At 41.3% G+C, this 22172-nt stretch carries 23 protein-coding genes; 5 read left to right on the forward strand and 18 right to left on the reverse strand.

Features of this window, described 5'->3' with window-relative positions; all coding sequences use genetic code 11:
- Positions 1–63 precede the first annotated feature (63 nt).
- From coaD to IEW67_RS03450, 8 genes are all read right to left on the reverse strand, one after another.
- Positions 64–540 (reverse strand): pantetheine-phosphate adenylyltransferase, encoded by a 477-nt coding sequence (coaD, locus tag IEW67_RS03415; RefSeq protein WP_188631652.1) that lies wholly within the window; start codon positions 538–540, stop codon positions 64–66.
- Between the two features lie 16 nt (positions 541–556).
- Positions 557–1114, reverse strand: coding sequence for a 16S rRNA (guanine(966)-N(2))-methyltransferase RsmD (rsmD, locus tag IEW67_RS03420; protein WP_188631653.1), 558 nt, complete (start codon positions 1112–1114; stop codon positions 557–559).
- 462 nt (positions 1115–1576) lie between these two features.
- Positions 1577–1852 (reverse strand): YlbG family protein, encoded by a 276-nt coding sequence (locus IEW67_RS03425; RefSeq protein WP_188631654.1) that lies wholly within the window; start codon positions 1850–1852, stop codon positions 1577–1579.
- 57 nt (positions 1853–1909) lie between these two features.
- Positions 1910–2344 carry a YlbF/YmcA family competence regulator gene (locus IEW67_RS03430; protein WP_188631655.1) on the reverse strand — a complete coding sequence of 145 codons (435 nt, stop codon included), beginning with the start codon at positions 2342–2344 and terminating at the stop codon, positions 1910–1912.
- Positions 2345–2403: 59 nt separating this feature from the next.
- Positions 2404–2637 (reverse strand): YlbE-like family protein, encoded by a 234-nt coding sequence (locus tag IEW67_RS03435; protein WP_188631656.1) that lies wholly within the window; start codon positions 2635–2637, stop codon positions 2404–2406.
- Between the two features lie 10 nt (positions 2638–2647).
- Positions 2648–3043: a YlbD family protein gene (locus IEW67_RS03440; protein ID WP_188631657.1), complete on the reverse strand. Its 396-nt coding sequence runs from the start codon at positions 3041–3043 to the stop codon at positions 2648–2650.
- A 90-nt stretch (positions 3044–3133) separates the two neighbouring features.
- Positions 3134–4195 carry a CAP domain-containing protein gene (locus tag IEW67_RS03445; RefSeq protein WP_188631658.1) on the reverse strand — a complete coding sequence of 354 codons (1062 nt, stop codon included), beginning with the start codon at positions 4193–4195 and terminating at the stop codon, positions 3134–3136.
- Positions 4196–4506: 311 nt separating this feature from the next.
- Positions 4507–4935, reverse strand: a complete 429-nt coding sequence (locus IEW67_RS03450) for a CBS domain-containing protein (protein WP_188631659.1) — start codon at positions 4933–4935, stop codon at positions 4507–4509.
- Between the two features lie 151 nt (positions 4936–5086).
- Here IEW67_RS03450 and IEW67_RS03455 point away from each other — a divergent pair, with 151 nt between their 5' ends.
- Together IEW67_RS03455 and ytvI are read left to right on the forward strand one after the other, a co-directional pair.
- Entirely contained in the window at positions 5087–5452 is a 366-nt protein-coding gene (locus IEW67_RS03455; RefSeq protein WP_188631660.1) for a YugN family protein, read from the forward strand.
- A 248-nt stretch (positions 5453–5700) separates the two neighbouring features.
- Positions 5701–6759, forward strand: a complete 1059-nt coding sequence (ytvI, locus tag IEW67_RS03460) for a sporulation integral membrane protein YtvI (RefSeq protein ID WP_188631661.1) — start codon at positions 5701–5703, stop codon at positions 6757–6759.
- A gap of 479 nt (positions 6760–7238) precedes the next feature.
- Here the strand turns inward: ytvI and IEW67_RS03465 are convergent, their stop codons facing one another.
- The 7 genes from IEW67_RS03465 to cyoE all read right to left on the reverse strand — a co-directional run bounded on the left by IEW67_RS03465 (position 7239) and on the right by cyoE (position 13783).
- Positions 7239–7694 carry a DUF420 domain-containing protein gene (locus IEW67_RS03465; protein ID WP_188631662.1) on the reverse strand — a complete coding sequence of 152 codons (456 nt, stop codon included), beginning with the start codon at positions 7692–7694 and terminating at the stop codon, positions 7239–7241.
- A 69-nt stretch (positions 7695–7763) separates the two neighbouring features.
- A complete protein-coding gene (gene ctaG / locus IEW67_RS03470) occupies positions 7764–8687 on the reverse strand; it encodes a cytochrome c oxidase assembly factor CtaG (RefSeq protein WP_188631663.1) in 924 nt (307 codons plus the stop codon).
- 189 nt (positions 8688–8876) lie between these two features.
- A complete protein-coding gene (gene ctaF / locus IEW67_RS03475; protein WP_188631664.1) occupies positions 8877–9206 on the reverse strand; it encodes a cytochrome c oxidase subunit IVB in 330 nt (109 codons plus the stop codon).
- Between the two features lie 3 nt (positions 9207–9209).
- The gene (locus IEW67_RS03480; protein ID WP_188631665.1) at positions 9210–9833 is read right to left on the reverse strand and encodes a cytochrome (ubi)quinol oxidase subunit III; all 624 of its coding nucleotides are present in this window, start codon (positions 9831–9833) and stop codon (positions 9210–9212) included.
- Position 9834: 1 nt separating this feature from the next.
- Positions 9835–11688, reverse strand: a complete 1854-nt coding sequence (ctaD, locus tag IEW67_RS03485; protein ID WP_188631666.1) for a cytochrome c oxidase subunit I — start codon at positions 11686–11688, stop codon at positions 9835–9837.
- Between the two features lie 33 nt (positions 11689–11721).
- Positions 11722–12777 (reverse strand): cytochrome c oxidase subunit II, encoded by a 1056-nt coding sequence (gene coxB / locus IEW67_RS03490; protein WP_188631667.1) that lies wholly within the window; start codon positions 12775–12777, stop codon positions 11722–11724.
- Between the two features lie 64 nt (positions 12778–12841).
- Complete coding sequence (cyoE, locus tag IEW67_RS03495) at positions 12842–13783, reverse strand: heme o synthase (RefSeq protein ID WP_308430702.1); 942 nt, start codon at positions 13781–13783, stop codon at positions 12842–12844.
- Positions 13784–14260: 477 nt separating this feature from the next.
- Between cyoE and IEW67_RS03500 the strand changes: the two genes are divergently transcribed.
- Positions 14261–15169, forward strand: a complete 909-nt coding sequence (locus IEW67_RS03500) for a COX15/CtaA family protein (RefSeq protein WP_188631668.1) — start codon at positions 14261–14263, stop codon at positions 15167–15169.
- A 160-nt stretch (positions 15170–15329) separates the two neighbouring features.
- Here IEW67_RS03500 and pyc read toward each other — a convergent pair whose 3' ends face one another.
- The 3 genes from pyc to IEW67_RS03515 all read right to left on the reverse strand — a co-directional run bounded on the left by pyc (position 15330) and on the right by IEW67_RS03515 (position 20557).
- A complete protein-coding gene (gene pyc / locus IEW67_RS03505) occupies positions 15330–18773 on the reverse strand; it encodes a pyruvate carboxylase (RefSeq protein ID WP_188631669.1) in 3444 nt (1147 codons plus the stop codon).
- The gene (gene ftsW, locus IEW67_RS03510; protein WP_188631680.1) at positions 18740–19945 is read right to left on the reverse strand and encodes a putative lipid II flippase FtsW; all 1206 of its coding nucleotides are present in this window, start codon (positions 19943–19945) and stop codon (positions 18740–18742) included. The genes pyc and ftsW overlap by 34 nt, the downstream gene beginning before the upstream one ends.
- Positions 19946–20275: 330 nt before the next feature.
- Positions 20276–20557: an Fpa/YlaN family protein gene (locus tag IEW67_RS03515; RefSeq protein ID WP_188631681.1), complete on the reverse strand. Its 282-nt coding sequence runs from the start codon at positions 20555–20557 to the stop codon at positions 20276–20278.
- Between the two features lie 162 nt (positions 20558–20719).
- On the opposite strand from IEW67_RS03515, the gene IEW67_RS03520 reads away from it, so the two are divergent.
- Both IEW67_RS03520 and IEW67_RS03525 read left to right on the forward strand, forming a co-directional pair.
- Positions 20720–21217, forward strand: coding sequence for a molybdopterin-binding protein (locus IEW67_RS03520; protein ID WP_188631670.1), 498 nt, complete (start codon positions 20720–20722; stop codon positions 21215–21217).
- Between the two features lie 112 nt (positions 21218–21329).
- Positions 21330–21929: a YhcN/YlaJ family sporulation lipoprotein gene (locus tag IEW67_RS03525; RefSeq protein WP_188631671.1), complete on the forward strand. Its 600-nt coding sequence runs from the start codon at positions 21330–21332 to the stop codon at positions 21927–21929.
- The last annotated feature ends 243 nt before the right edge of the window (positions 21930–22172 follow it).

The following is a 22172-nucleotide window of genomic DNA, read 5'->3' on the forward strand; positions in this document are numbered from 1 at the left end:
TAAAAAAAGAGGCGGCACTTACTATAAAGTGAGACAAGTGCCGCGTTATTCTAACATAAGCCATTAAAATTTTGAACGTAACGCTTCCGCAACAAGAGGCGGCACCAAATCAGAAACATCCCCTTTATATTTAGCCACTTCCTTAACGATGCTTGAACTAAGGAAAGAGTACTGATTATTGGTCATCATAAAAAATGTTTCGATGTCTTCGTCAAGCTTCCTGTTCATTGAAGTAATCTGCAATTCATATTCAAAATCGCTGACTGCTCTTAATCCGCGCAGTATGGCATCCGCGTTATGTTTTCTCGCATAATCAATGAGCAGTCCTTTACTTGTATCAATCGTCACATTCGGCAAATGTTCAGTGCTTTGCTTCAATAAAGACACTTTTTCTTCGACAGAAAACAAGGGTGATTTAGAATGATTATCAAAAACAGCAACAATCAACTGGTCGAAAATAGTTGCACCGCGCTCGATAATATCAAGATGTCCGTATGTAACGGGATCAAAGCTTCCTGGACAGACAGCTAATCGTGTCATCTGCCATCCCCCCCTTCTATGATTTTTTATAGACGGTAATGCCTATTGTGTCATTATAAGTTTCCTGCTTCATGACATACAAATCGCGGGTTTCCACCGGTAGCTGCTCCGAAGCGTTATGTTCACAATAAATCAGGCCACTTTCCTTCAACAGCTGCATCCTTTCAATCGTCTCCAGCAATGCATTGTAGTTCACTTTTTTATAAGGCGGATCAAGCAATATCAGATCAAAACACAGCTTCCTTTTAGCTGCCGCATTTAGTGCCCGGAAGGCATCAGTACGAAACACTTCAGTGCTTTGTTCCATCTTCAGTCTTCTGATATTTTCGTTAATGGTATGTATCGCTTTTGGATGTTTATCAACAAATATTCCTTGATCCATCCCTCTGCTTAACGCCTCAATTCCCAATGAACCGCTCCCGGCAAACAAATCAAGACACGTACCACCCTGTTCAAAAAAAGGACCGATCACCTGAAAAACGGCTTCTTTCACTTTATCAGATGTAGGTCTGGTTGTCTTTCCCGGCACCGCTTCCAATTGACGTCCTTTATGAAGTCCGGCGATTACACGCATACTACCACCTCATTCAATTATAATAAAGCTATCAAAATGAAATCGCAAGCATCAATGATTAATTGGGATAGTATCGGTCAGAAAAAACTTCTGGATTTTACAAGCAAATGATGTATATAAAAATCTTATCTGTCCATAATAGCATAATGAAACAGCTCAAATTAGCTTGGCTGTTTCAAAACTCGGAGAAGACTTACACTTCCCCATAAGTTCTTCCTCCGGTTTCTCCTCTCCCTTTGCCTTTTTGTTTTCTGGTATGAAAACAAAGGGACCTGCAGAATTATTTCTGCAGGTTTTTGTTTTTTATAACGTCAGAAAATATCAAAGTATATATTAGAAAAACTCGGCATTCACCTCGCCTTAGAGCGAATGCCGAAGCTTTTCTTATAAGGTCATCCATCATTTATACTTTCTGACGTTACAAAAAACCTTTGCGGTCCTTATATGTATTCACCGCAAAGGCTAAATGCCCATCTTATAGTCATATTGCTTCGCTTTATCCGGTTTAGCATTTTCAAAATTGCTGGATACAAAAGGCTTAAATGAGCGATCTACATTTGATACAAACGGTAACTTCAGCAACTTTGATTCTATATTATCCAACGCTTCTTGATCAACATATATAACGGCATATTTAAGTTTTTTGGATGAATAAATTAAGTGACCATACCGTTTAATATGCTTTATGTTTTTCATATGCTGAAACCAGACAATCAGCCCCTGACGTTTCGTTCTCATCAAACATCCCCGCTATCTCTCCATTTACAGCCAGTTTATCAGAATGTGACCGGGACATCAAGAGACATTGCAGCCGCATTTACCGCCATGACCGCATCCTGTATCGGTCAATGCCGCGCCATCCTGAGGTGCCTTAATGTCATCACTCACGCTAAAGGCAATATATTCACTTATTTCGTCAAGCATTTTCTGTAAGTTACGTTCAGCAACCTTAAATGCCGCCACCTTTTCATTCATGTCCATTTCACGTTTTGATGAGCGTACTTTTTTCATAATCTCATTGTAATCAGGGTGATACCTGCCAAAACGTTGTACTTCATCGTATTGTTCTTTTATATCATTAAACGCTTTAATCAGCTGTTGTGCCTTATAATCTTCCTTAAGAGCTTTTCGGGCATTTTCATAGGATTCCATAACGTCAGACTTTAAAACCATCTCACTTACTGCTTCAGAGTGATCCAGAATGTCCGCATATTCGATAGTTCCTATCATAATCTCACCTCCACTATTATCTTATCATGGAACTTAAGGGATTAAAACAGTGAAACCATCTAGTCTTTCATTGTATCGGCAAGATTGATAAGCATATGAACCATTTGTACATGGTTGCCAATTTTACCAACTTGCTGGGAAAATGTCTTGCCATAAAACGCTTTTGACGCTTCTTCCAATTCCTGCAGCTTGTTGGGATCCCGTGTTAAATAACGATACCATTCAGGATTCATCCGAACAAAATGAGCGAATTCAGGATACTGCTGTAAATGTTGATATACTTGCGCCCGCATCGTGTCACCTCTAATCCTTGAACGCACTAAATAAATTATCGTTTCCGGATGGCCGCTGCGACGTTCCTTTGTCAGATTGAAATTGGCCAAGAAGGTCTTGAATGGTTGTTATTGTATTATTCACGTTATCCACTTGCTTTTGTAATTTATCAAAATCAACATTTTGTGACATTTGAATTAGCCGTTCCATAAGCTCCGCTTTCCCTTGCTTAGATCGGTTATCAGATTTAATACGATCACTTGTTTTGTATTGATTCCAAAATTGATCGTCCTCCCCAAGTAAAGCCCATTTTTCATAGTATTCTTGAAAACCTCTGCCATTTTTTCTGATTTCCTCGACCAATTTAGGGTGCTCTTGTAGGAATGCTTTGAATTCCCGAACACTTGGATGGAGATTGTCATCCATAAGGCCTCACCTCAATAACATTATCAGTTACTGATATGTTATGAGTGACCGACAAATACTGTGCGTGAACCTATTCTATTATACCTGAACTTATTGCTTTTGAAGGAAGTTTTGTGTGTAATAAAACTGATACACGCCAACCCCTAAATGTGTAAACTCATCATTAAGCAGCGCTTCACGATGCCCTTCACTATTCAGCCAGCCATGAATAGCTGCCGGCGCATCAGGATACTGTGCGGCTATGTTCTCACCTGCAGACCGGTACAGTACATTTTTAGCAGCGAGTCGCTCTTTTAAGCCGTCACCGTCCTGGCCATAATGTGAAAAATAGTTGTTCTGTGCCATGTCTTCACTGTGAAGAGAAGCAACATTACTGACCGTTTTGTCCCACGCTAATCCCGATTTTCCATACTGGCTGCGAATGGCATTCGATATATGGAAGATTTGCTGTTCTGCTCCCCGTTCAATCTTTGCCCACTTTTCATCCGAAAAATCCGGTTTTTCCGCTAGCTCTCCGCGATACTGAATTTCATATGGTCGATGAAGCAGCAGAATGTCAGCAGATAACATCCTGACAGCTGTTAGTTTATCCGTAAATGTATCAAAATAAAGCTGTAGAAAAATATCGTCCGAAACTTTCACCAAAGGACGTTCCCGCAATTCCTTATCGCTCAGCCGGAAGGTATAAAAAGAAGAATCCTGGCTAAAAGTAACATTTCGGTTAAAAGAAAGATTATCTTCAACAGCACTATAGGTTTGCCCAAGCGCAGCAGATCCAAGTGATAAATCACTGCCAAGCGCATAAATCGATTTAATGTGATTATCTTCAATGCCAAATTGAACATATTGACTCTTGTTGTCTGCATACATCCACCACTCATAGCCGTAAGCACTCGGATCTTTTCGTGACGGATCGCCAAAGGACTCCTTTAATTGATCTGCGGATTTGTTCATCCATTGGAACGTGTCGCCTTCCAGATTAATGGCTGATCTTCTATCCGGTATCTCCTTTGATTCGAGCTTGCTGTCTTTATTTTCCACGTCAACACTGGAGATTTCACCGGAATCATTGTGTATGGGTTCATCTTTTACCAATACATAATACGCACCGAACACAACTGTTAATAACACCGCTATTTGAATTAACCGCATATCTGGTTCCCCTTCTATTAAAACTTTTAAATCTGTTTAAAATATCTATATGTGTTCATAAGACAATGCATGTATATTTCATTTAGAAAAACTCGGTATTCGCCTCGTCTTATAGCGAATGCCGAAGCTTTTCTTATAAGGTCATCCATCATTTATACTTTCTGACGTTATAAAAAACACGGCAGCCAATCGATTACTTTCATTATACTATATAAGGGGAAACGTTGGTCAGCATAACGGGTTTACAGAACCGGAACATTTACGGCCACTTATTCCAAATTTGCAGGAACAAGTGGCCGTTATATGCGATATCAGTGAATTTCAGGTCGCTCTGAAATATCCTCCAGTGCGCTCCCTGCAGCTTCATTTGATTTATCCTCGAGCGAAAGATCTCCCAGGGAAACAATTCCAGTCAGTTTGCCGTTTTCCACAATCGGTAGCCGGCGGATTTGTTTTTGTGCCATCATGTCAGCCGCTTCCTGTACCGATGTATCCTGTGACACATGATAAAGCTGTTCGCTCATAACTTCCTGTATCATGGCTGTATCAGGCTTTTTGTCAGCATACCCTCTCAACACCAAATCACGGTCCGTAATAACACCCATCAATTCTTGGTTTTCGGAACAAACGGGAATCACACCTACATCCCTTTCTTTCATTTTGGACGCCGCATCATGCAGGGTATCCTCCTTCCGGCAAACCGTAATGTCAGTACTCATGACATCTTTTACATTTTTCATCAAGTGAACCTCCTTAGGATAGAATGTCGTACATTTTAATCTTTCCCATATCAGAGAATATCTTTCATGATTATTAATTCCTTTTTGATTGCATGTTAAATATTTTTTTACTATTATATAGATGTTAGGATATTTTTGCGAGGTGGATAAAATGAGACTGGATAATACTGGGATTGAAGAAGCCATAGTAGATATTAAACCGCTGGACCGCCTGATGGGAAATCACGCTTTCATTCGCGGTGGACAATGGGATTATGAGCGTGTGACATATGACTATAAAATCGGATCCAAGGAAAAAAACATTACATATTATATCCGTATACAAGGTTACGCGGTCGAAGGCGATGTGGATTTGGGTAATGCAGTTATCCAGCTGAAGACCCCTCTTCTGGGGAAATATTATTACCCGCATGGTGTCGAATACGGCGAAGATGAAAATTTTCCGGAGAACCTCGTGGACCGCGCTGTAAGCCTAGTATCAAAAGTTAAGGAAGATATTAATAACTATAAAAAATAACGGTACAATAGCCCGTTATGTTTAATGCCTTGGGCAACCTGCCAACTGCTTCATAAACGTAAGCGGTTGGCTTTTTCATCGCAAAATGCCGAGGTGCATTCGTAGATTAACGGTTAAAAATAACAAAGCCGACTAACTGTAGAAAAGAAAATGCTTAAGCAGAATTGTTACACATACCAACCATACATGCTACTATTTTATATATATCTTTCTATTGACGTATAGATGAAAGGAGATTTCCATTTACATTGCCTGGATCAATAACGAAACGCCAATGGACACTTATTTTTTTAGCAGTATTTCTGCTGCTGGTTTTCTTTTTCGTACTACCGATAGCTATACCACTGGTTCTTGCTTTAATCACCGCATTAATGTTGAACCCGCTCATCCGGCTGATCCAAAAAAAATTAAAAACAGGCAGGCAGACAGCTGTCATTATAGTATTTCTTCTCTTTTTAGTTTTCTTAGGAATCAGCGGGTCACTGATTGTAACAAAAGCTGTCACCCAAGTTGTTAATTTTGTTGAGGATATACCTTCATACGTTACCCAATTGAACAATGTTTATGAAAAATGGGAATCCGGATTTGAGCAATATACGAAAAATCTACCGGAGGAATTTTATGATCAGGTGACCAATACCATTGAAGCACAACTCACGTCAATGAGCGGTACACTAAAGGAAACAATTACCATTGACAGAGTGGCGCAGATTGTTGCTGACATTCCGCAATATTTGATCAGTTTTATTGTTTATTTAATAGCTTTATTTCTATTTATGCTCGAATTGCCGGTACTTAAATCAAAATTTTATAACCTTATGACAAAGGAAACCGCCGAAAAAGTTTCATTCATGAACAGGAGACTTTCTGAGGTTATACTTGGTTTTTTCAAGGCCCAATTTCTTGTTAGTATTATCATCTTTGTCGTAACACTCATTGGCTTATTATTGTTTACGCCGGACGTAGCCTTTATTATGTCCCTGTTTATCTGGCTGGTCGATTTCATTCCAATTATTGGTTCGATAGCCGTACTGGGGCCATGGTCCGTATTCGCCTTTATAGCAGGTGATGTAATATTGGGTGTTCAACTTGCTGTCCTCGCTATCATACTGCTTGCTATCCGAAGAACAGTAGAACCTAAGGTCATGGGCCAGCATATTGGTCTTTCCCCTCTCGCAACGCTAATAGCCATGTTTCTTGGAATCAAACTGTTGGGACTCCTCGGGTTTATACTGGGACCACTCTTCCTGATAGCATTCAACTCAGCACGTGAAGCGGGAATTATAAAATGGAATATTAAAATTTAAGATTTCGGAACGTATGAACAAAAGCGTTGGACCCGGATGTGGCAATATTCGACAAGTATCGATAAAGTTAAATAATTTATACTCTCTTATAGAGGTTGTTCAAAAAGTCCGGTAAAAATGACACTTCGTATTTTTTCGTTGGCTTGTTTCTCCGCTCCTTGGAAAAGAAAAACACTTTTCCTGCGTGCGAAGCGGCTTCAGGGCAGCATTACCTGTGCTCATGTATCTAAAGGCATACCCTTTCGCTGCTCGAAACTGCGCCGTCTCGAGGGCGGCTGTTGAGCCTCCTCGTGCTGACGAACTGCGGGGTCTTCACACTGCGCATTCATTTATTGCGGTGTCTGCCAAGACATGGGGGTTTTGAACACGCTCCTATAAGGTCATCCCATAATTTTCTCTTTCTGACGTTAGAATCAAATAAAAATCCAAACTGAATCAAAATTCTTCGGTAGAATTTCGGATCAGTTTGGATTTTTATTTTATCCGCCTAGTATCGCTTTAATCATGCTGGTTGTTTTGCCGCCATCATAAATAATATACAGCAATAGGTAGACAGCAACTCCTGTTACAGCACTAAAAAACCACAAAATACTCGTAATAGGACCAATCTTTCTGTGAATGCGCAGTTTCCGCTTAATTGCAAGCGTAATAGTCACAACACCGAACACCGCGCTTGTTGTTGCCAAAATGATATGGAATACCAGGAAGACTGTGTAATAAATCTTAATGTCCTCAGGTCCGCCAAAACTCGTATTGCCAATAAAAATGGTTCTGGAAACATAAATGATAAAGAATAGCAATGCGCTCACAGCAGCAGATAGCATTGTTCGTTTATGGGCTTTAGCTTTTCCTTTTAAAATAAAGAACCATCCGATTGCAACAAGCACGGCACTTGTCACAATAAAAAATGTACTGATTGTGGGTAAAAATGGCATAAAATTCATATTCCCTCTCTCTAAGCCGGATGCCTACAGCCGCAACCCGTCGTTATCTTTATTACCTGATCATTGTTCGTTTATGCTTGGCTCACTCGTATTCGAAGGTAACGGGTCAACCTGGAGGCTTTCAGTTGTAAACCAGCTGAAGAAAACTCTAGCCAGCATAATCCCATATGTTATCTCCTGCATTATCTTCATGATGATACCGCCTAATTGTTGATCTTCCAATGTTGTCATGGGTGAGAACATTTCAGGACCCGATATAGCTGAACTCAATCCTTGCAAAACACCACTCGGAACACAAAGTGACAGAGCCTGCAACCACGCTCCTTCCTGTGTGTAAGCAGCATAGACCGGTGAGTCAGCGAAAATGATCAGAACACATGCCGGTGTAATCAATACACCGTTGGCAAAAATATAGAAGATTTTTGTTAATGGCTGCATCCGGTCAAATTCCTTTAAAGGACTCAATATCGGCCACCAGACGATAAATGCCGCAATCAAAATAATCACGGAGATGGACGAATGCGCCACTTGAGATGTTTTTGCAAAATCAAATATAACAGGTAAATGATATAATGAAAATAGGGTGTTAAATAATAACAGTGAGATAAGAGGTATAGAAAAAAATTTTAACACCGGTTTGACAACTCGGCGGTTAACGGCTTTTTCCCAAAGCCACGTTGGAATTCCCTTGATGATAAAAATCGGAAATACAATATAATAAAGTGCCATTTGAATCATATGGGCTGTCAGCATGATATGAGATAGCAAATCAACCGGAGCACCTTTAACAGCATACAACAACATCAATCCGCCGTAAAAAAAGAACTGCTGTTTTCCTGACGGCCTTTCCTTTCCACTGCCGCCAAATTTATGACGATATGGCCCGGTGATCAGGTAATACGTCAAGGCCAAACCCAGCACAAAAATTAGATAATAAGGACTCCATAATGCGCGAAAACCAAATATTTGCAGATTGAGCCACATAAAGCATTCACTCCATACACGGTTGTATATTAGATATATTATAACGTATTTTAGCGCATGATCCACAACCATTATGTGACGATTTGCGAACAAATGAAAACTTGTCCCGCTTTCCATAATAGTATCAGCCCGAAAATACATGAAATCAACATAAAAAGACCGGGAATAGTTCCCGATCTTTTAAGACAACTACCACCAGGTAATAACTCCCAGAGCGGCTAATGCAAGAACAGCGGCCCAGACGCCGCCATACATCATGACGGCCGGCATACCATGACCGGCATCCTTCATATGCATAAAATAATACAATTGAAAAGCCACTTGCACAATCGCCAAGATAAGAATGACAGGTATTACAAACATACCGTCCATTACACCGGTAGCAACAACTACAAAAGCGATAATTGTAAACAGGATCATTAATGCAAAGGTAATAAGTTGTTTTTGCATTTCTTCTTTGTTCTTTTGCTTTTGAAATGAATTAACGTCGTTATCATTGGAATTGGAGTTATCCGCCATCGATTAACCCACCTTTCCCATCAGATATACTACTGTGAAAATAAACACCCATATAACATCAATAAAGTGCCAGTATAAGCTGAATACATAAAACTTAGGTGCATTGTATAGATTCAAACCACGCTTAGCGTTTCGGATCATTAACCCGATCAGCCATGCCATACCAAACGTTACGTGCCCTCCGTGGAAACCAACCAATGTATAGAATGCAGAACCAAATGCAGATGAGCGAAATGTGAAATCATAGCCCGTTATATAATGTGTGAACTCATAAATTTCACTTCCCAGAAAAGAAAGACCCAGGATGGCAGTTATCCCAAGCCATAACTGCATTTTCTTAAAGTTATTATTCTTCATGTGATACATAGCATAAACACTTGTCAGAGAACTTGTCAGTAACAGGATTGTCATTATGAAAACAAGTTCCAGTCCAAACAGCTCATCTGCTGTCGGACCGTCGGCTGTCGAATTGCGCAATGCAATATATGTGCCGAATAAGGAGGCGAATAACACTGTTTCCCCTCCAAGGAAGAACCAAAAGCCGATAAATTTATTTTTTCCTTCCTGTGTTGCCTTTTCCGGTTCGTTCGGCATCGATTCCGGAGTAATGGAATGATCATGACTCATATTAGTCAGCCTCACTTTCAAGTTCATCTTTTGGTATATGGTAACCGTGGTCATCTTTCAATGATCTGATTAGCATACAGCCTAACATGATAGCCATGCCGCCGAATAACAGGATATATGCCCAATTATGGTTTACCTGATAGATGAAACCAAACCCGGCGATAAATAACCCGAAAGACATCATAAACGGCAGGAACGAAGAGTTTGGCATATGAATATCACCCAAAGGTTCTGCAGGCGTCGGTCTGCCTTTGCCCTCTGTTTTTTCAATCCACAGCGCATCCAATCCGCGAATTAACGGTGTTTGCTTAAAGTTATAATGCGCCGGCGGAGAGGCAGTGACCCATTCAAGTGTTCTGCCATCCCATGGGTCATCAACAACCTTTTCACCCTTGACCGCTGTGTAAACAATATTAATCAAGAAGACAATAACACCAACAGCCATAAAGAAAGCACCAACTGTACTTATCTGGTTACCTAAATCAAGTCCCTGGTTTTCTAAATAAACCCAATAACGTCGTGGCATTCCCATCAGTCCCAGGAAATGCTGAATAAAGAATGTTAAATGGAACCCGATGAAAAACGTCCAGAAAGTCAGCTTACCCATAGCCTCGTTCAGAATGCGTCCGAACATTTTCGGCCACCAATAATGCAATCCTGCAAAGATACCAAATACGGTACCCCCGACAATAACATAATGAAAGTGTGCTACCACGAAGTATGTGTCGTGATACTGATAGTCAGCAACAACTGATGCAACCATAACACCGGTCATACCACCGATTGTGAATGTCGGAATAAAGCCAAGAGCCCAAAGCATTGCCGAATTAATTGTAATCTGACCGCCCCACATCGTTGCAAGCCAGTTAAATATTTTGATACCAGTCGGGACCGCAATCGCCATCGTGGCAATCGCAAAAATAGAGTTTGCAACTGGACCTAAACCAACTGTGAACATGTGGTGTGCCCATACCATGAAGCCCAAAAAGGCGATCAGCATGGTGGCAAATACCATTGCGGTATAACCAAACAACCGTTTTTTCGAGAATGTTGCGATAACCTCACTGAACACCCCGAACAGTGGCAATATCAAAATGTAAACTTCCGGGTGCCCGAATATCCAGAACAAGTGCTGCCAGATGATGGCATTTCCGCCAAGACCCACATCAAAGAACGCTGAACCGAACATACGGTCAAACATCAACAGAAACAAGCCAACGGTCAATGCCGGAAAGGCGAATAAAATCAGTACGCTTGTTATAAATGTCGTCCATGCGAATAGCGGCATGCGCATATATGTCATACCAGGTGCACGCATGGTAACAATAGTTGCCAGAAAGTTGATGCCCCCTATTAATGTACCGGCACCTGCGATCTGCAGACCTACGACGTAAAAGTCAACACCATGCCCAGGCGACGTGACCGACAGCGGCACATAACCGGTCCAACCTGCATCAGGCGCACCGCCCAGAAACCAACTGCAATTCAGGAGAAGCCCCCCGAACATAAATAGCCAAAATCCCAATGAGTTCAGAAACGGAAACGCAACGTCCCGCGCTCCTATCTGTAATGGCACGACCGCATTCATCAAACCTAATATCAACGGCATGGCTGCCAGAAAAATCATGGTTGTTCCATGCATCGTAAGCAGTTCGTTATAAAAACCTGCGCTTACAAAATCATTTTCAGGTTGAATTAACTGTATACGGATAGCCATCGCTTCGAGTCCACCGAGCAGGAAGAAAAATCCTCCGCCAAATAAATACAAATGTGCAATTTTCTTATGGTCTACAGTTGTCAAATAATCCCACAGAACAGCACCGAAACCTCTATTTTGAGCAGCTACTGTACTCACAGTTTTAACCTCCCTTTAAAATCATTTATCCTTTTATTCTTTACCTGCACTTTCGGGTGTAACATCTGATGGCTGCAATTGCATCAAGTATTCAGCAATTTTGCCTGCTTCATCTTCCGAAACCTCCGGATAATTACCCGTCATTTTATTTCCTGGTTTGATGGATTCCGGATCCATAATCCACTGCTTCAAATTTTCCTTATTCAAATCCTTAACACCGGCCAGTTTGGAACGATCACCAAAATTGGTCAAGTTCGGACCAACTTGTGCAGGTGATGAACCGATGGCGTGACAGGACATACAATTTTTCTCTTGAAATAATCCCTGACCTTCCTGGGCAACAGCTTTCTCCGGCTCCGCTTCAGGGTCAACATTCTGCATATCCTGAACCCATTGATCAAATTCATCCTGACTTACGGCTATAACCTTAAAGTCCATAAGGGAGTGGGATGGTCCACAAAACTCTGCACATTTACCCCAATAAACACCTTCCTCTTTTGCCTCTATATACATCGTATTTTCGTTTTCAGGGTTCACATCCATCTTACCCGATATGGTCGGCACCCAGAACGAATGAATGACATCCGATGATTTCATATTTAAATATACTTTTTCGCCAACCGGAATATAAAGGTCCTGACTTGTTTGAATCTCCTGACCCTCATAATTGAAATGCCACCAGTATTGGTTGCCGGTTACCTGGACATTTAAGCTGTCACTTGCAGCGGAATTATCAGCTAAATTAAATGTAGCTGTAACGGTCGGCACCGCAATGATCAGTAGCAGGATAATTGGAATAACCGTCCAAACTGTTTCCAATGTTTTGTTCCCTTCGACCTGTTTAGGGATATAATTTTCTTGCCCTTTCTTTTTACGGTAACGAATTAACACGATTGTATACACAATCAGTACGGAAACAAGCACAAACAGCATTACGACGGTTGTCAGGATAATCAAATTAAATGACTGCTCCGCTCCATAACCTTTCGGGTCAAGAGCTGTCAAGTTCTCTTTACCACATGCTGAAAGTACGAATGCTGTTAACCCTAATAGACAAAATGCCCGGATTTTTCCCATCCAACCTTTCATGTATTCATACCTCTCTTTCTCCTTTAAATCTGCATATTGTATTAACACGGATAAACAAAACAAGCTAACTGAAGGGGAGTTCTGATGTAACAACAACCATCATCACAAACAGTAGCGTTAAATAGTTCAATGAATAGATAAAAATCATGTTTGCCCATTTCAGGTCATTTTTCATAAAAAACCCGCTGATTCCTATCGCAAGCCATCCTGCATTCAGTAATGTGGCCATCACAATGAATGCGTTCCCTAATGAAGCCATGAAAAATGGCAGTGGCAATAAACATACGATGTAGACGACAATTTGACGTTTTGTAATTTCAAAGCCATATACAGCAGGTAGCATGGGTACACCAGCGTCTTTATATTCTTTGTTTTTTTTTATTGCCAATGCAAGAAAATGCGGCGTTTGCCAGATAAACATGACCAGGAACAACACGAAAGCCACCGTATGAAGACCTGGATCAACAGCTGCCCACCCGATTAATGGTGGTACTGCCCCGGAAAAACTGCCGATTGCTGTATTCAATGTATATTTACGCTTTGACCACATCGTATATAATACAACATAAACAAACCATCCAAAGAAAGCAATCAACGCAGCTTCCATCGTGGTGAACATCAGTAGAATCAACCCCAGGGCAGTTGATGAAACAGCTATTACAAGAACATGGCTCAGCGATACGCTTCCTGTCACGGTCGGACGCCCCTTCGTCCTCGTCATAACCGGATCAATATCAACATCATACCAATTGTTCATCATGCAACCGCCTGCTATCACCAATGCACTGCCAGCCATCGTCAGCAGAAAAACATCCCAATTGGCGATAAAAGAGGCGTTTGTGAAGTAGATAGCCAACCAGAAACCGGCAAATGTTATCATTAAATTTGAATTCACAATCCCCATTTTTGTCAGTGATTTAAAATCTGCCAAGAATGTCACAATTTTTCTCTTTGTGTCAGCAGAATTGTCAATAATCTGTGAAGAGGTCGTCTCCACTTTATCCATATATTCTTATCCCCCCTTTTCGTCCCAACAAAAACACTTAATGAATGACAGGCTTATACTTATCATGGCTAAGATTTTACAAAAGTATCCTTCAAACTAACCCAATTGTACCATGGAAATTGAATACAATCTATTCCTATAATTTTGTGATCTCTTATTCGTAAGTACCATAAATGTGACAAATTTGTGAAAAAGGCTGAAAATAAAACGAAGGCTTAAAAGCCTTTATCAGATAATTTGCAATATGTGTGATTTTCCCATGGCAATAGGGCACGAAGGTACAAAGCCAAACAAATATCCCCTGTATTATTTCTAGCAAAGAACGCTCTACAATGCAAGCGTTTTTTACATTTTCACAGTGAAAACAAAACAAAATGTTATACGATACGACAAATCAATAATTCTGGTCGCTGCCCTACAAACATGATATTATAGAATGCGTGTAGCACAACATGACAAAAAGCGAGGCAATTAACTATGCTTAAAACTTTAAAATTGCTCTCTGTAGTTGCTTCATTGGGGATGATGTTTGTTTTAATCGGTGGTGCGCTTGTCACCAAGACCGGATCAGGACTTGGGTGTGGAGAAAGCTGGCCCCTTTGTGAAGGTCAGCTTTTCCCTTCAGAAGTGACACCTGAGCTCATAATTGAACTCAGCCATCGTCTCATTTCCGGCATTATGGGTTTTGTTGTATTGACTTTATCAATCCTTTCCTGGATAGTTGTCGGGCATATACGTGAAGTGAAATTCCTTTCGTTCATGTCATCGTTTTTTCTGATTTTACAGGCGCTAATCGGGGCAGCAGCAGTCATGTGGAATCAATCCGATTTTATTATGGCAACTCATTTCGGAATTTCGCTCATTTCATTCACAGCGGTATTTCTTTTAATGTTGCTGATTTTCGAGGTTGATACAAAATTCGATGCAAAATCACTGACCATTGAAAAAAAACACCGGACTGAGATTTACGCCATAACCATATACACCGTCATTGTCGTTTATACCGGCGCATTGGTACGGCATGTTGAGGCAAGTATGGTCTGTAGTGGCTGGCCATTTTGCAGTAATAATTCGCCGTTGGCACTCTCGGATTACGGCTTTGACCAATGGGTTCAAATGGGGCACAGATTAGCAGCCGGTCTCTTGTTTATATGGACAGTCATATTAACCATTAAAATGATAAAACGTTACGGCGAACATCGTGTTATGAATTGGGGTTGGATCACGACCGTTTTGCTTATAGCGCTTCAGGCATTTTTCGGTGCGATGATTATCTTCACAATGTTAAATCTGTGGATTGCATTGATGCATGCATTCGTCATTTCATGCTATTTTGCAATGCTCAGTTACTTCGTTTTACTGTCATCGAGAAGTGCCAGACATTAGAAACGCCTGGCATTGTCTTATATCTGACGTTATAAAAAGGGGTAGCGGAAAAATTCCGCTGCCCCTTTTTTTATAACGTCAGAAAGTATAAATTATGGATGACCTTATAAGAAAGACTCGGCATTCGCTATAAGGCGAGGTGAATGCCGAGTTTTTCTAATTACTCAAATTCTATTAAGAGATCATTCACGGCAATTGTGTCACCGTTCTTAACATAAACATCTTTTATGACACCGGAAAATGGAGCCTGAACTGTGGTTTCCATCTTCATCGCCTCATTAATTAAGAGGTGGTCGCCTTTTTGAACCTCGTCACCTTTATCACAAAGCACTTTCACGACTGTCCCTGGCATCGAGGCACCTATTTCTCTATCATTACCCTGATCGATTTTCGGCCTTGTTTTCACTTGCGACTGCACATTTTCATCTTTTACAACAACCTGCCGCTGCTGGCCATTTAATTCAAAATATATAACCCGAGTACCATCAGCTCGCGGCTCGGAGATGGAAACAAGTTTGACAAACAATGTTTTTCCCTGTTCGATTTCAACCTCGATCTCCTCATCCAATTTCATACCATAGAAGAACGTTAGCGTGTCCAGAACGGAAATATCGCCATATGTTTCATAAAATTTATTATAATCCATGAACACTTTAGGATAAAGCGCATATGAGATTAAATCAAACTCCGTAACAGGCCTGTCCAGCGATTTATAAAGCGAATCCCTCATTTTTGTGAAATCAATCGGATCAAGCAATTCACCGGGCCGAACGTTAATAGGCTCCTTCCCTTTCAGGATAATTCGCTGCAGCTCTTTCGGAAAGCCCTGGTAAGGTTGTCCGATATAGCCCTGTGCAAATTCAATGACTGACTCCGGAAAGTCAATCGTTTCGCCACGCTCATATATATCATCTTCATTCAAATTATTCTGTACCATGAACAAAGCCATATCACCGATCACTTTTGAAGATGGTGTTACTTTAACAATGTCACCGAACATTTCATTAACGCGTCTGAACATTGCTTTCACTTCATTCCAGCGATCTTCCAGTCCAACTGCCTTAGCCTGCTGTTGCAGATTACTGTATTGGCCGCCAGGCATTTCATGGAAGTATATTTCAGTATGAGGTGCCTTCAGGCCGCTTTCAAAGTCTCGATAGTAATCGCGGATTCCTTCCCAGTAATGGGATAATTTTTCATAAGAATCAATATTCAAGTCGGGTTGACGGTCTGTTCCTTCCAGTGCATGATACAGTGACTGGGCGCTTGGCTGGGATGTCATGCCGGCCATTGGAGCGTTAGCGACATCAACAGCATCCGCTCCTGCATCAATCGCACGCGAATACATGTGGATCCCATTGCCGCTTGTATCATGTGAATGCAGATGAACTGGAATATCCACAGATTCTTTCAAGGTAGCAATCAACTGATAAGCAGCTTCAGGTTTCAACAGTCCTGCCATATCCTTTATGCCAAGAATATGCGCACCGGATTGCTCAAGATCTACAGCCAAATTCTTGTAATAATCCAAATCATATTTCGTGCGTCCGGCGTCAAGAATATCACCTGTATAACACATGGATGCCTCGGCGATTTTGTCATTTTCACGTACATATTCGATAGCTGGTCTCATACCTTCTATCCAATTAAGGCTGTCGAAAATCCGGAATACGTCAATTCCCGCGGTTGCACTTTTTTCAACAAATTCTTTAATCAGGTTGTCCGGATAGTTCTTATAACCAACCGCATTACTCGCGCGCAATAGCATTTGCAGTAGCACATTAGGCATTTTCTCCCGTAATTTCAAAAGTCGTTGCCATGGATCTTCCTTCAGGAAACGATAAGCAACATCAAACGTTGCACCTCCCCACATCTCCACTGAGAACAACTGTGGCAATAAACGCGCAGTCGGTTCTGCAATATGGGCCAGGTCTTTTGTTCTGATCCGTGTAGCAAGCAGGGATTGATGCGCATCACGGAATGTGGTATCAGTCAGCATAACTCTTTTTTGTTCTTTCAGCCAATCAGCCAAATATTCCGGCCCATGCTCATCCAGAATCTGTTTTGTTCCTGAAGGTATTGTCTCCTGCTGGTTAATCTCAGGTATCGGCGGTGTAACCAGCGAGGGTTTTTCCTTTTTCGTAATGCCTTCAAAACCGTTAACAGTAGTGTTTCCAATGTAGGTCAGCATTTTAGTTCCACGGTCTTTTCGTTTTGGAAAAACAAACAGCTCGGGCGTCTGGTCAATAAACGTAGTGCTGTATTCGCCCGATAAAAATTGCTGATGCGAAATGACATTTTGCAGAAATGGAATATTTGTTTTAATACCGCGAATCCGGAATTCTTTTAAGTTTCTGACCATTTTTTGTGCTGCTTGTTCGAAAGACAGTGCCCATGTTGACACCTTCACCAGCAATGAATCATAATGTGGCGAAATCACCGCACCCTGGAACCCATTGCCGGCATCAAGCCGCACACCAAAGCCTCCGCCTGTACGATATGCCATAATTTTACCGGTGTCCGGCATAAAATTGTTCAAAGGATCTTCGGTGGTGACCCTGGACTGGATCGCATATCCCAATGTCGTAATCTCGTTCTGCTGCGGTATGCCGATTGATGCATTATGCATGTTCTGACCTTCCGCTATTTTTATTTGAGTCTGTACAACATCAACACCTGTAATCATTTCCGTAATGGTATGTTCAACTTGAACACGCGGGTTAACTTCGATGAAGTAAAAAGTGTCATCTGTCACGAGAAATTCAACAGTTCCTGCATTTACATAATCAACATTTTCCATCAAGTCTACTGCCGCATGACAGATTTCATATCTTAACGATTCTGGCAGGGAGACACTTGGCGCAGCCTCCACGACTTTTTGATGACGTCGCTGCACAGAACAATCCCGTTCATATAGGTGAACCCTGTTTCCATGTGTATCCCCTATAATTTGAACTTCAATGTGTTTCGGATTTTCAATCAACTTTTCCACATATACTTCATCACTGCCAAATGATGCCCGCGCTTCTGACTTGGCCCGGTCGTATGCTTCAGGCAATGTCTGTTCATTCCGGACAATGCGCATGCCGCGTCCGCCGCCTCCGAGTGATGCCTTAATAATAATCGGATAGCCATACTGCCGCCCGAACTGTTCCACTTCTTTCAATGAAGAAACGGGGCCCTCAGAGCCGGGGATAACTGGGAGGCCTGCATTAATCGCCTGTGTTCTCGCCTTGACTTTGTCACCAAACATATTTAAATGCTCACTGGTTGGTCCAATGAAAATAAGGCCTTCCTCTTCACAGCGACGGGCAAATTCAATGTTCTCTGAAAGAAAACCGTAACCCGGATGAATGGCATCGACACCTACATTTTTGGCCAGATCAATAATACTTTCAATATCGAGATACGCATCGATCGGTTTCTTACCTTCGCCTATTAAATATGACTCATCAGCTTTGTAGCGATGATATGAACCCGTATCTTCCTTCGAATAGACTGCAACTGTCCGAATATTGAGTTCTGTACATGCACGGAAAACACGAATAGCGATTTCTCCGCGATTTGCCACTAAAACCTTATTGATCTGTTTTCTCTCTCCCATGTTTTTCCTCCTCTATTGCGAACTGTGTTGTTTTCAGTGCCTTGCGTATTAACAGACACCGGCTCCTGCTCTTTCTGCTTGACTGATTTTGCTATATTGTTCATAATCCCCATGGCGATCATCATAACAAGTAATGATGACCCGCCATAACTAACAAACGGTAGCGGAACCCCCGTAATGGGAAGAAGCCCACTGATAGCCCCTAAATTGGTGAATGTCTGGATAGCGATCATTGATGATATACCAACCGCCAGCAAGGCTCCGAAACTATCAGAACATTTTCGGGCAATAAATAGTCCCCGCAATACAATGATAGCCAGCATTCCTATAACGATTGTCACACCAATAAATCCTAATTCTTCGGCAATGACTGCCATAATGAAATCGGTATGCGGCTCCAGTAGAAACCCAAGCTTCTGAACACTATGACCCAGACCTTCTCCGAGCAAACCACCCTCACCAATTGCTAAATAAGATTGGATTAAATGATAACCATCATCCCCCGGATCCTGAAAAGGCTGATAGGCACCGGCAAACCTGCTGATCCGCTCATCTGTCACCATGTTGGGAATAGCAAACGCCACCAATGCCAACCCAACAAATGCAAGTATAAACAAGTGCTTGAAACGAATACCGGAACTAAATATGACGGAACAGGCAATCATAAAAATAATGGCAGCCGTTCCGATATCAGGCTGTTGCACAATCAGTCCCAATACTACTGCAGTCAATATTAACGGCGGTAACACACCCCTATTAAACTCATTAATATATTCCTGTTTTTTGGAATACACAGAAGCAAGATAGATAATCAAGCCCAGTTTTGCAAACTCAGCTGGTTGCAGGCTGAGCGGTCCTAAATCAAACCATGATCTGGCATTATTGATAGTAGTTCCAAAGATAAGCACACCGGCAAGAAGGACAACAATGCACAGCATAATAATCTTGATCAGTTTCTGGTAATATTTGTACGGAAAAATACTTGTCACAGTAAATCCTAGTAGCGCCAGACAAAACCATTGGATTTGTTTTATCAGATAATAAGTGCTTTCGTGCCCTTCCACCACTGATATAACCATACTTGCACTATAGATCATGATAATTCCGAATCCTGTTAAAAATATCGGAGTGATCATAAGCGTGAAATCATAATCATTCAATTTCTTAATCATCATACTTCTCCCCAGAATATGTAATCGTAATCTGAATCATCATTCAGCGTCACATCTTATCCGCTGAATGAAATGCCCATTCACGGGGAACTGGTTCTCCACCTGTCTTTTACATATCAGCACTGCAAATGATGAAAGCGGGAATCCTGCTGCCCGTTGCATGCGGGATAGCAACAGATGAACAGAAGTTTTGCTTAGTATAACACATATGCGCGCTGGCGACACCCATATTTTAGTCCATCTGTCGGAAAACTACCGGCAGCCTTTTAAATAAAAAAACCTTGCCAACAACCAATCAGGCAAAGTTTTTACCGCATTACACCAAAACTGTCACACAGTATTTTGTGCTGTTTCATGTAATCTATTGAGCTGCCTTTCCAGATTTTCGAGAAGCGCCTTGCCTTCATTTTCGCCGATTAAATTCAATCGAACGGCAAAATCAATTTCTCTTGAAAGTCCAAACATTTGTGTATCCAGAACCTCTTCATATAGAGGGCATTGTGGCATTGTTAAATTTTCAATCTGCACTTCTATGAGCTTAAGTATTCTGTCAGCATCAGCCTTAAGAAGGGCATAAGCTTTTTCACGATGTGTTTCCGTCACCTCAGGAATCAATAATATCCCTCCATTAATAAGACTACCTTATAGTTTATACTACCGTTTGTGGCACGAAAATGCAAATAAAATTCAGCTTTTATCCATCTTTTTATAATGAAAAATCATAGCATCTCTGCTATTCTTAACAAGAATACGTCATTATAGGAGTGATTATACATGATTGTTCAAATAACAGGTAATGTTACATATACCATAACATTGGATCCGACGGTATGGATCTTTGACGACCGGAAAATTCGCCTTGAAGAGGCGTTTACAGAGGACGCACAAAACAGGGACGAAAAAGATGAACTGACAAACGCCGCTGATCGCTTCAGCCAGGAGGTTTACCAGCAAAATCTGAAACCGCCTATCAACAAAACCAATAAAGGGATCCCACGAAAAGAACGTGAGAAAATCCTGGAAAATTCTTATGTGATGCCCATAAGAGATTTTCTAAGCTATGCTGAAATTAAGCAAGATGCCAGTAACGTTACACTTGAAACATCAAATGGCGACGATGTCATACCGCTAAATACATTGGCTGAAAGTTTCCTCTTATTTGCCATTGACGGCAAACCACTGAAAGAAGAAGGTCCGGTTCAATTATTTTACCGGGATGGTTCTAATCGAAGTCATCCGATTAAAGGTATTCAAAAAATGATTGTGAATTGATTTTTTAGCTGTTCATACTTCCGGGATGAACAGCTTTTTTCGTATATTTTGATTATGATGCAGCAAACTAGTAAGACAGATATTCCGTGTCTATGATAAAGGAGGAGTTTATATGCTGCTACGCTTAGGAATTCTGTCTTTTTTGAGTTTGATACTGCTGATTGGTTGTCAACAGAACAACGAACAATCATTACCAGAAGAGGACGACCAGGATAACCATTTTTTACAGGTGGAGGATTCGCAACCGATTGAACAGCAGGACTTAAACAATCAAGAGATCGCCTCCCATTTAGCAAATGTTGCAGGTGATGTTCCGGATGTCAAGGATGCGACCTCTGTCGTTGCCGGGCCGTACGCCGTGGTCGGTATTGATGTTGATAAAGATCTGGATCGATCGCGTGTTGGCACCATCAAATATTCAGTGCTTGAAGCAATGCATGAAGACCCATATGGAAAAACTGCTGTGGTGGTAGCTGACGGCGATGTTGTACAACGTCTGCGAACAATGGGTAATAAAATAGCACAAGGGTATCCTGTGCAAGGATTTATAGACGAATTATCAGCCATTGTAGGCCGATACATGCCTGATTTCCCAATCAACGAAGATCGTCCTGATGAAGGAGACCAAAATAAAAAATCAGTACCGAAAGACAAGGAAAAGCAATTGGATGAGATTGAAGAAGACCAATCCAATCAACAAAACCAGGAATAAATAGTTTAGAATAAGGCGACATTTGCCTATACCATAAAAAGGTACTTCCGCGAACTTATATTCCGCGGAAGTACCTTTTGTTTTCAAGCATTCATTTTTTGTAACGTCAGAAAGTATAATTATGGATGACCTTATAAGAAACGAACATGGCTACGCCTTCTCGTAGCCACCATCTACCATGAAAATGAATGTCTGCACCAACTATAGTATAGCTCGTTCATACATGGTGAATGATGTAATTAA

This window comes from Lentibacillus kapialis (genome assembly GCF_014646635.1).
Taxonomy (GTDB): domain Bacteria; phylum Bacillota; class Bacilli; order Bacillales; family Amphibacillaceae; genus Lentibacillus; species Lentibacillus kapialis.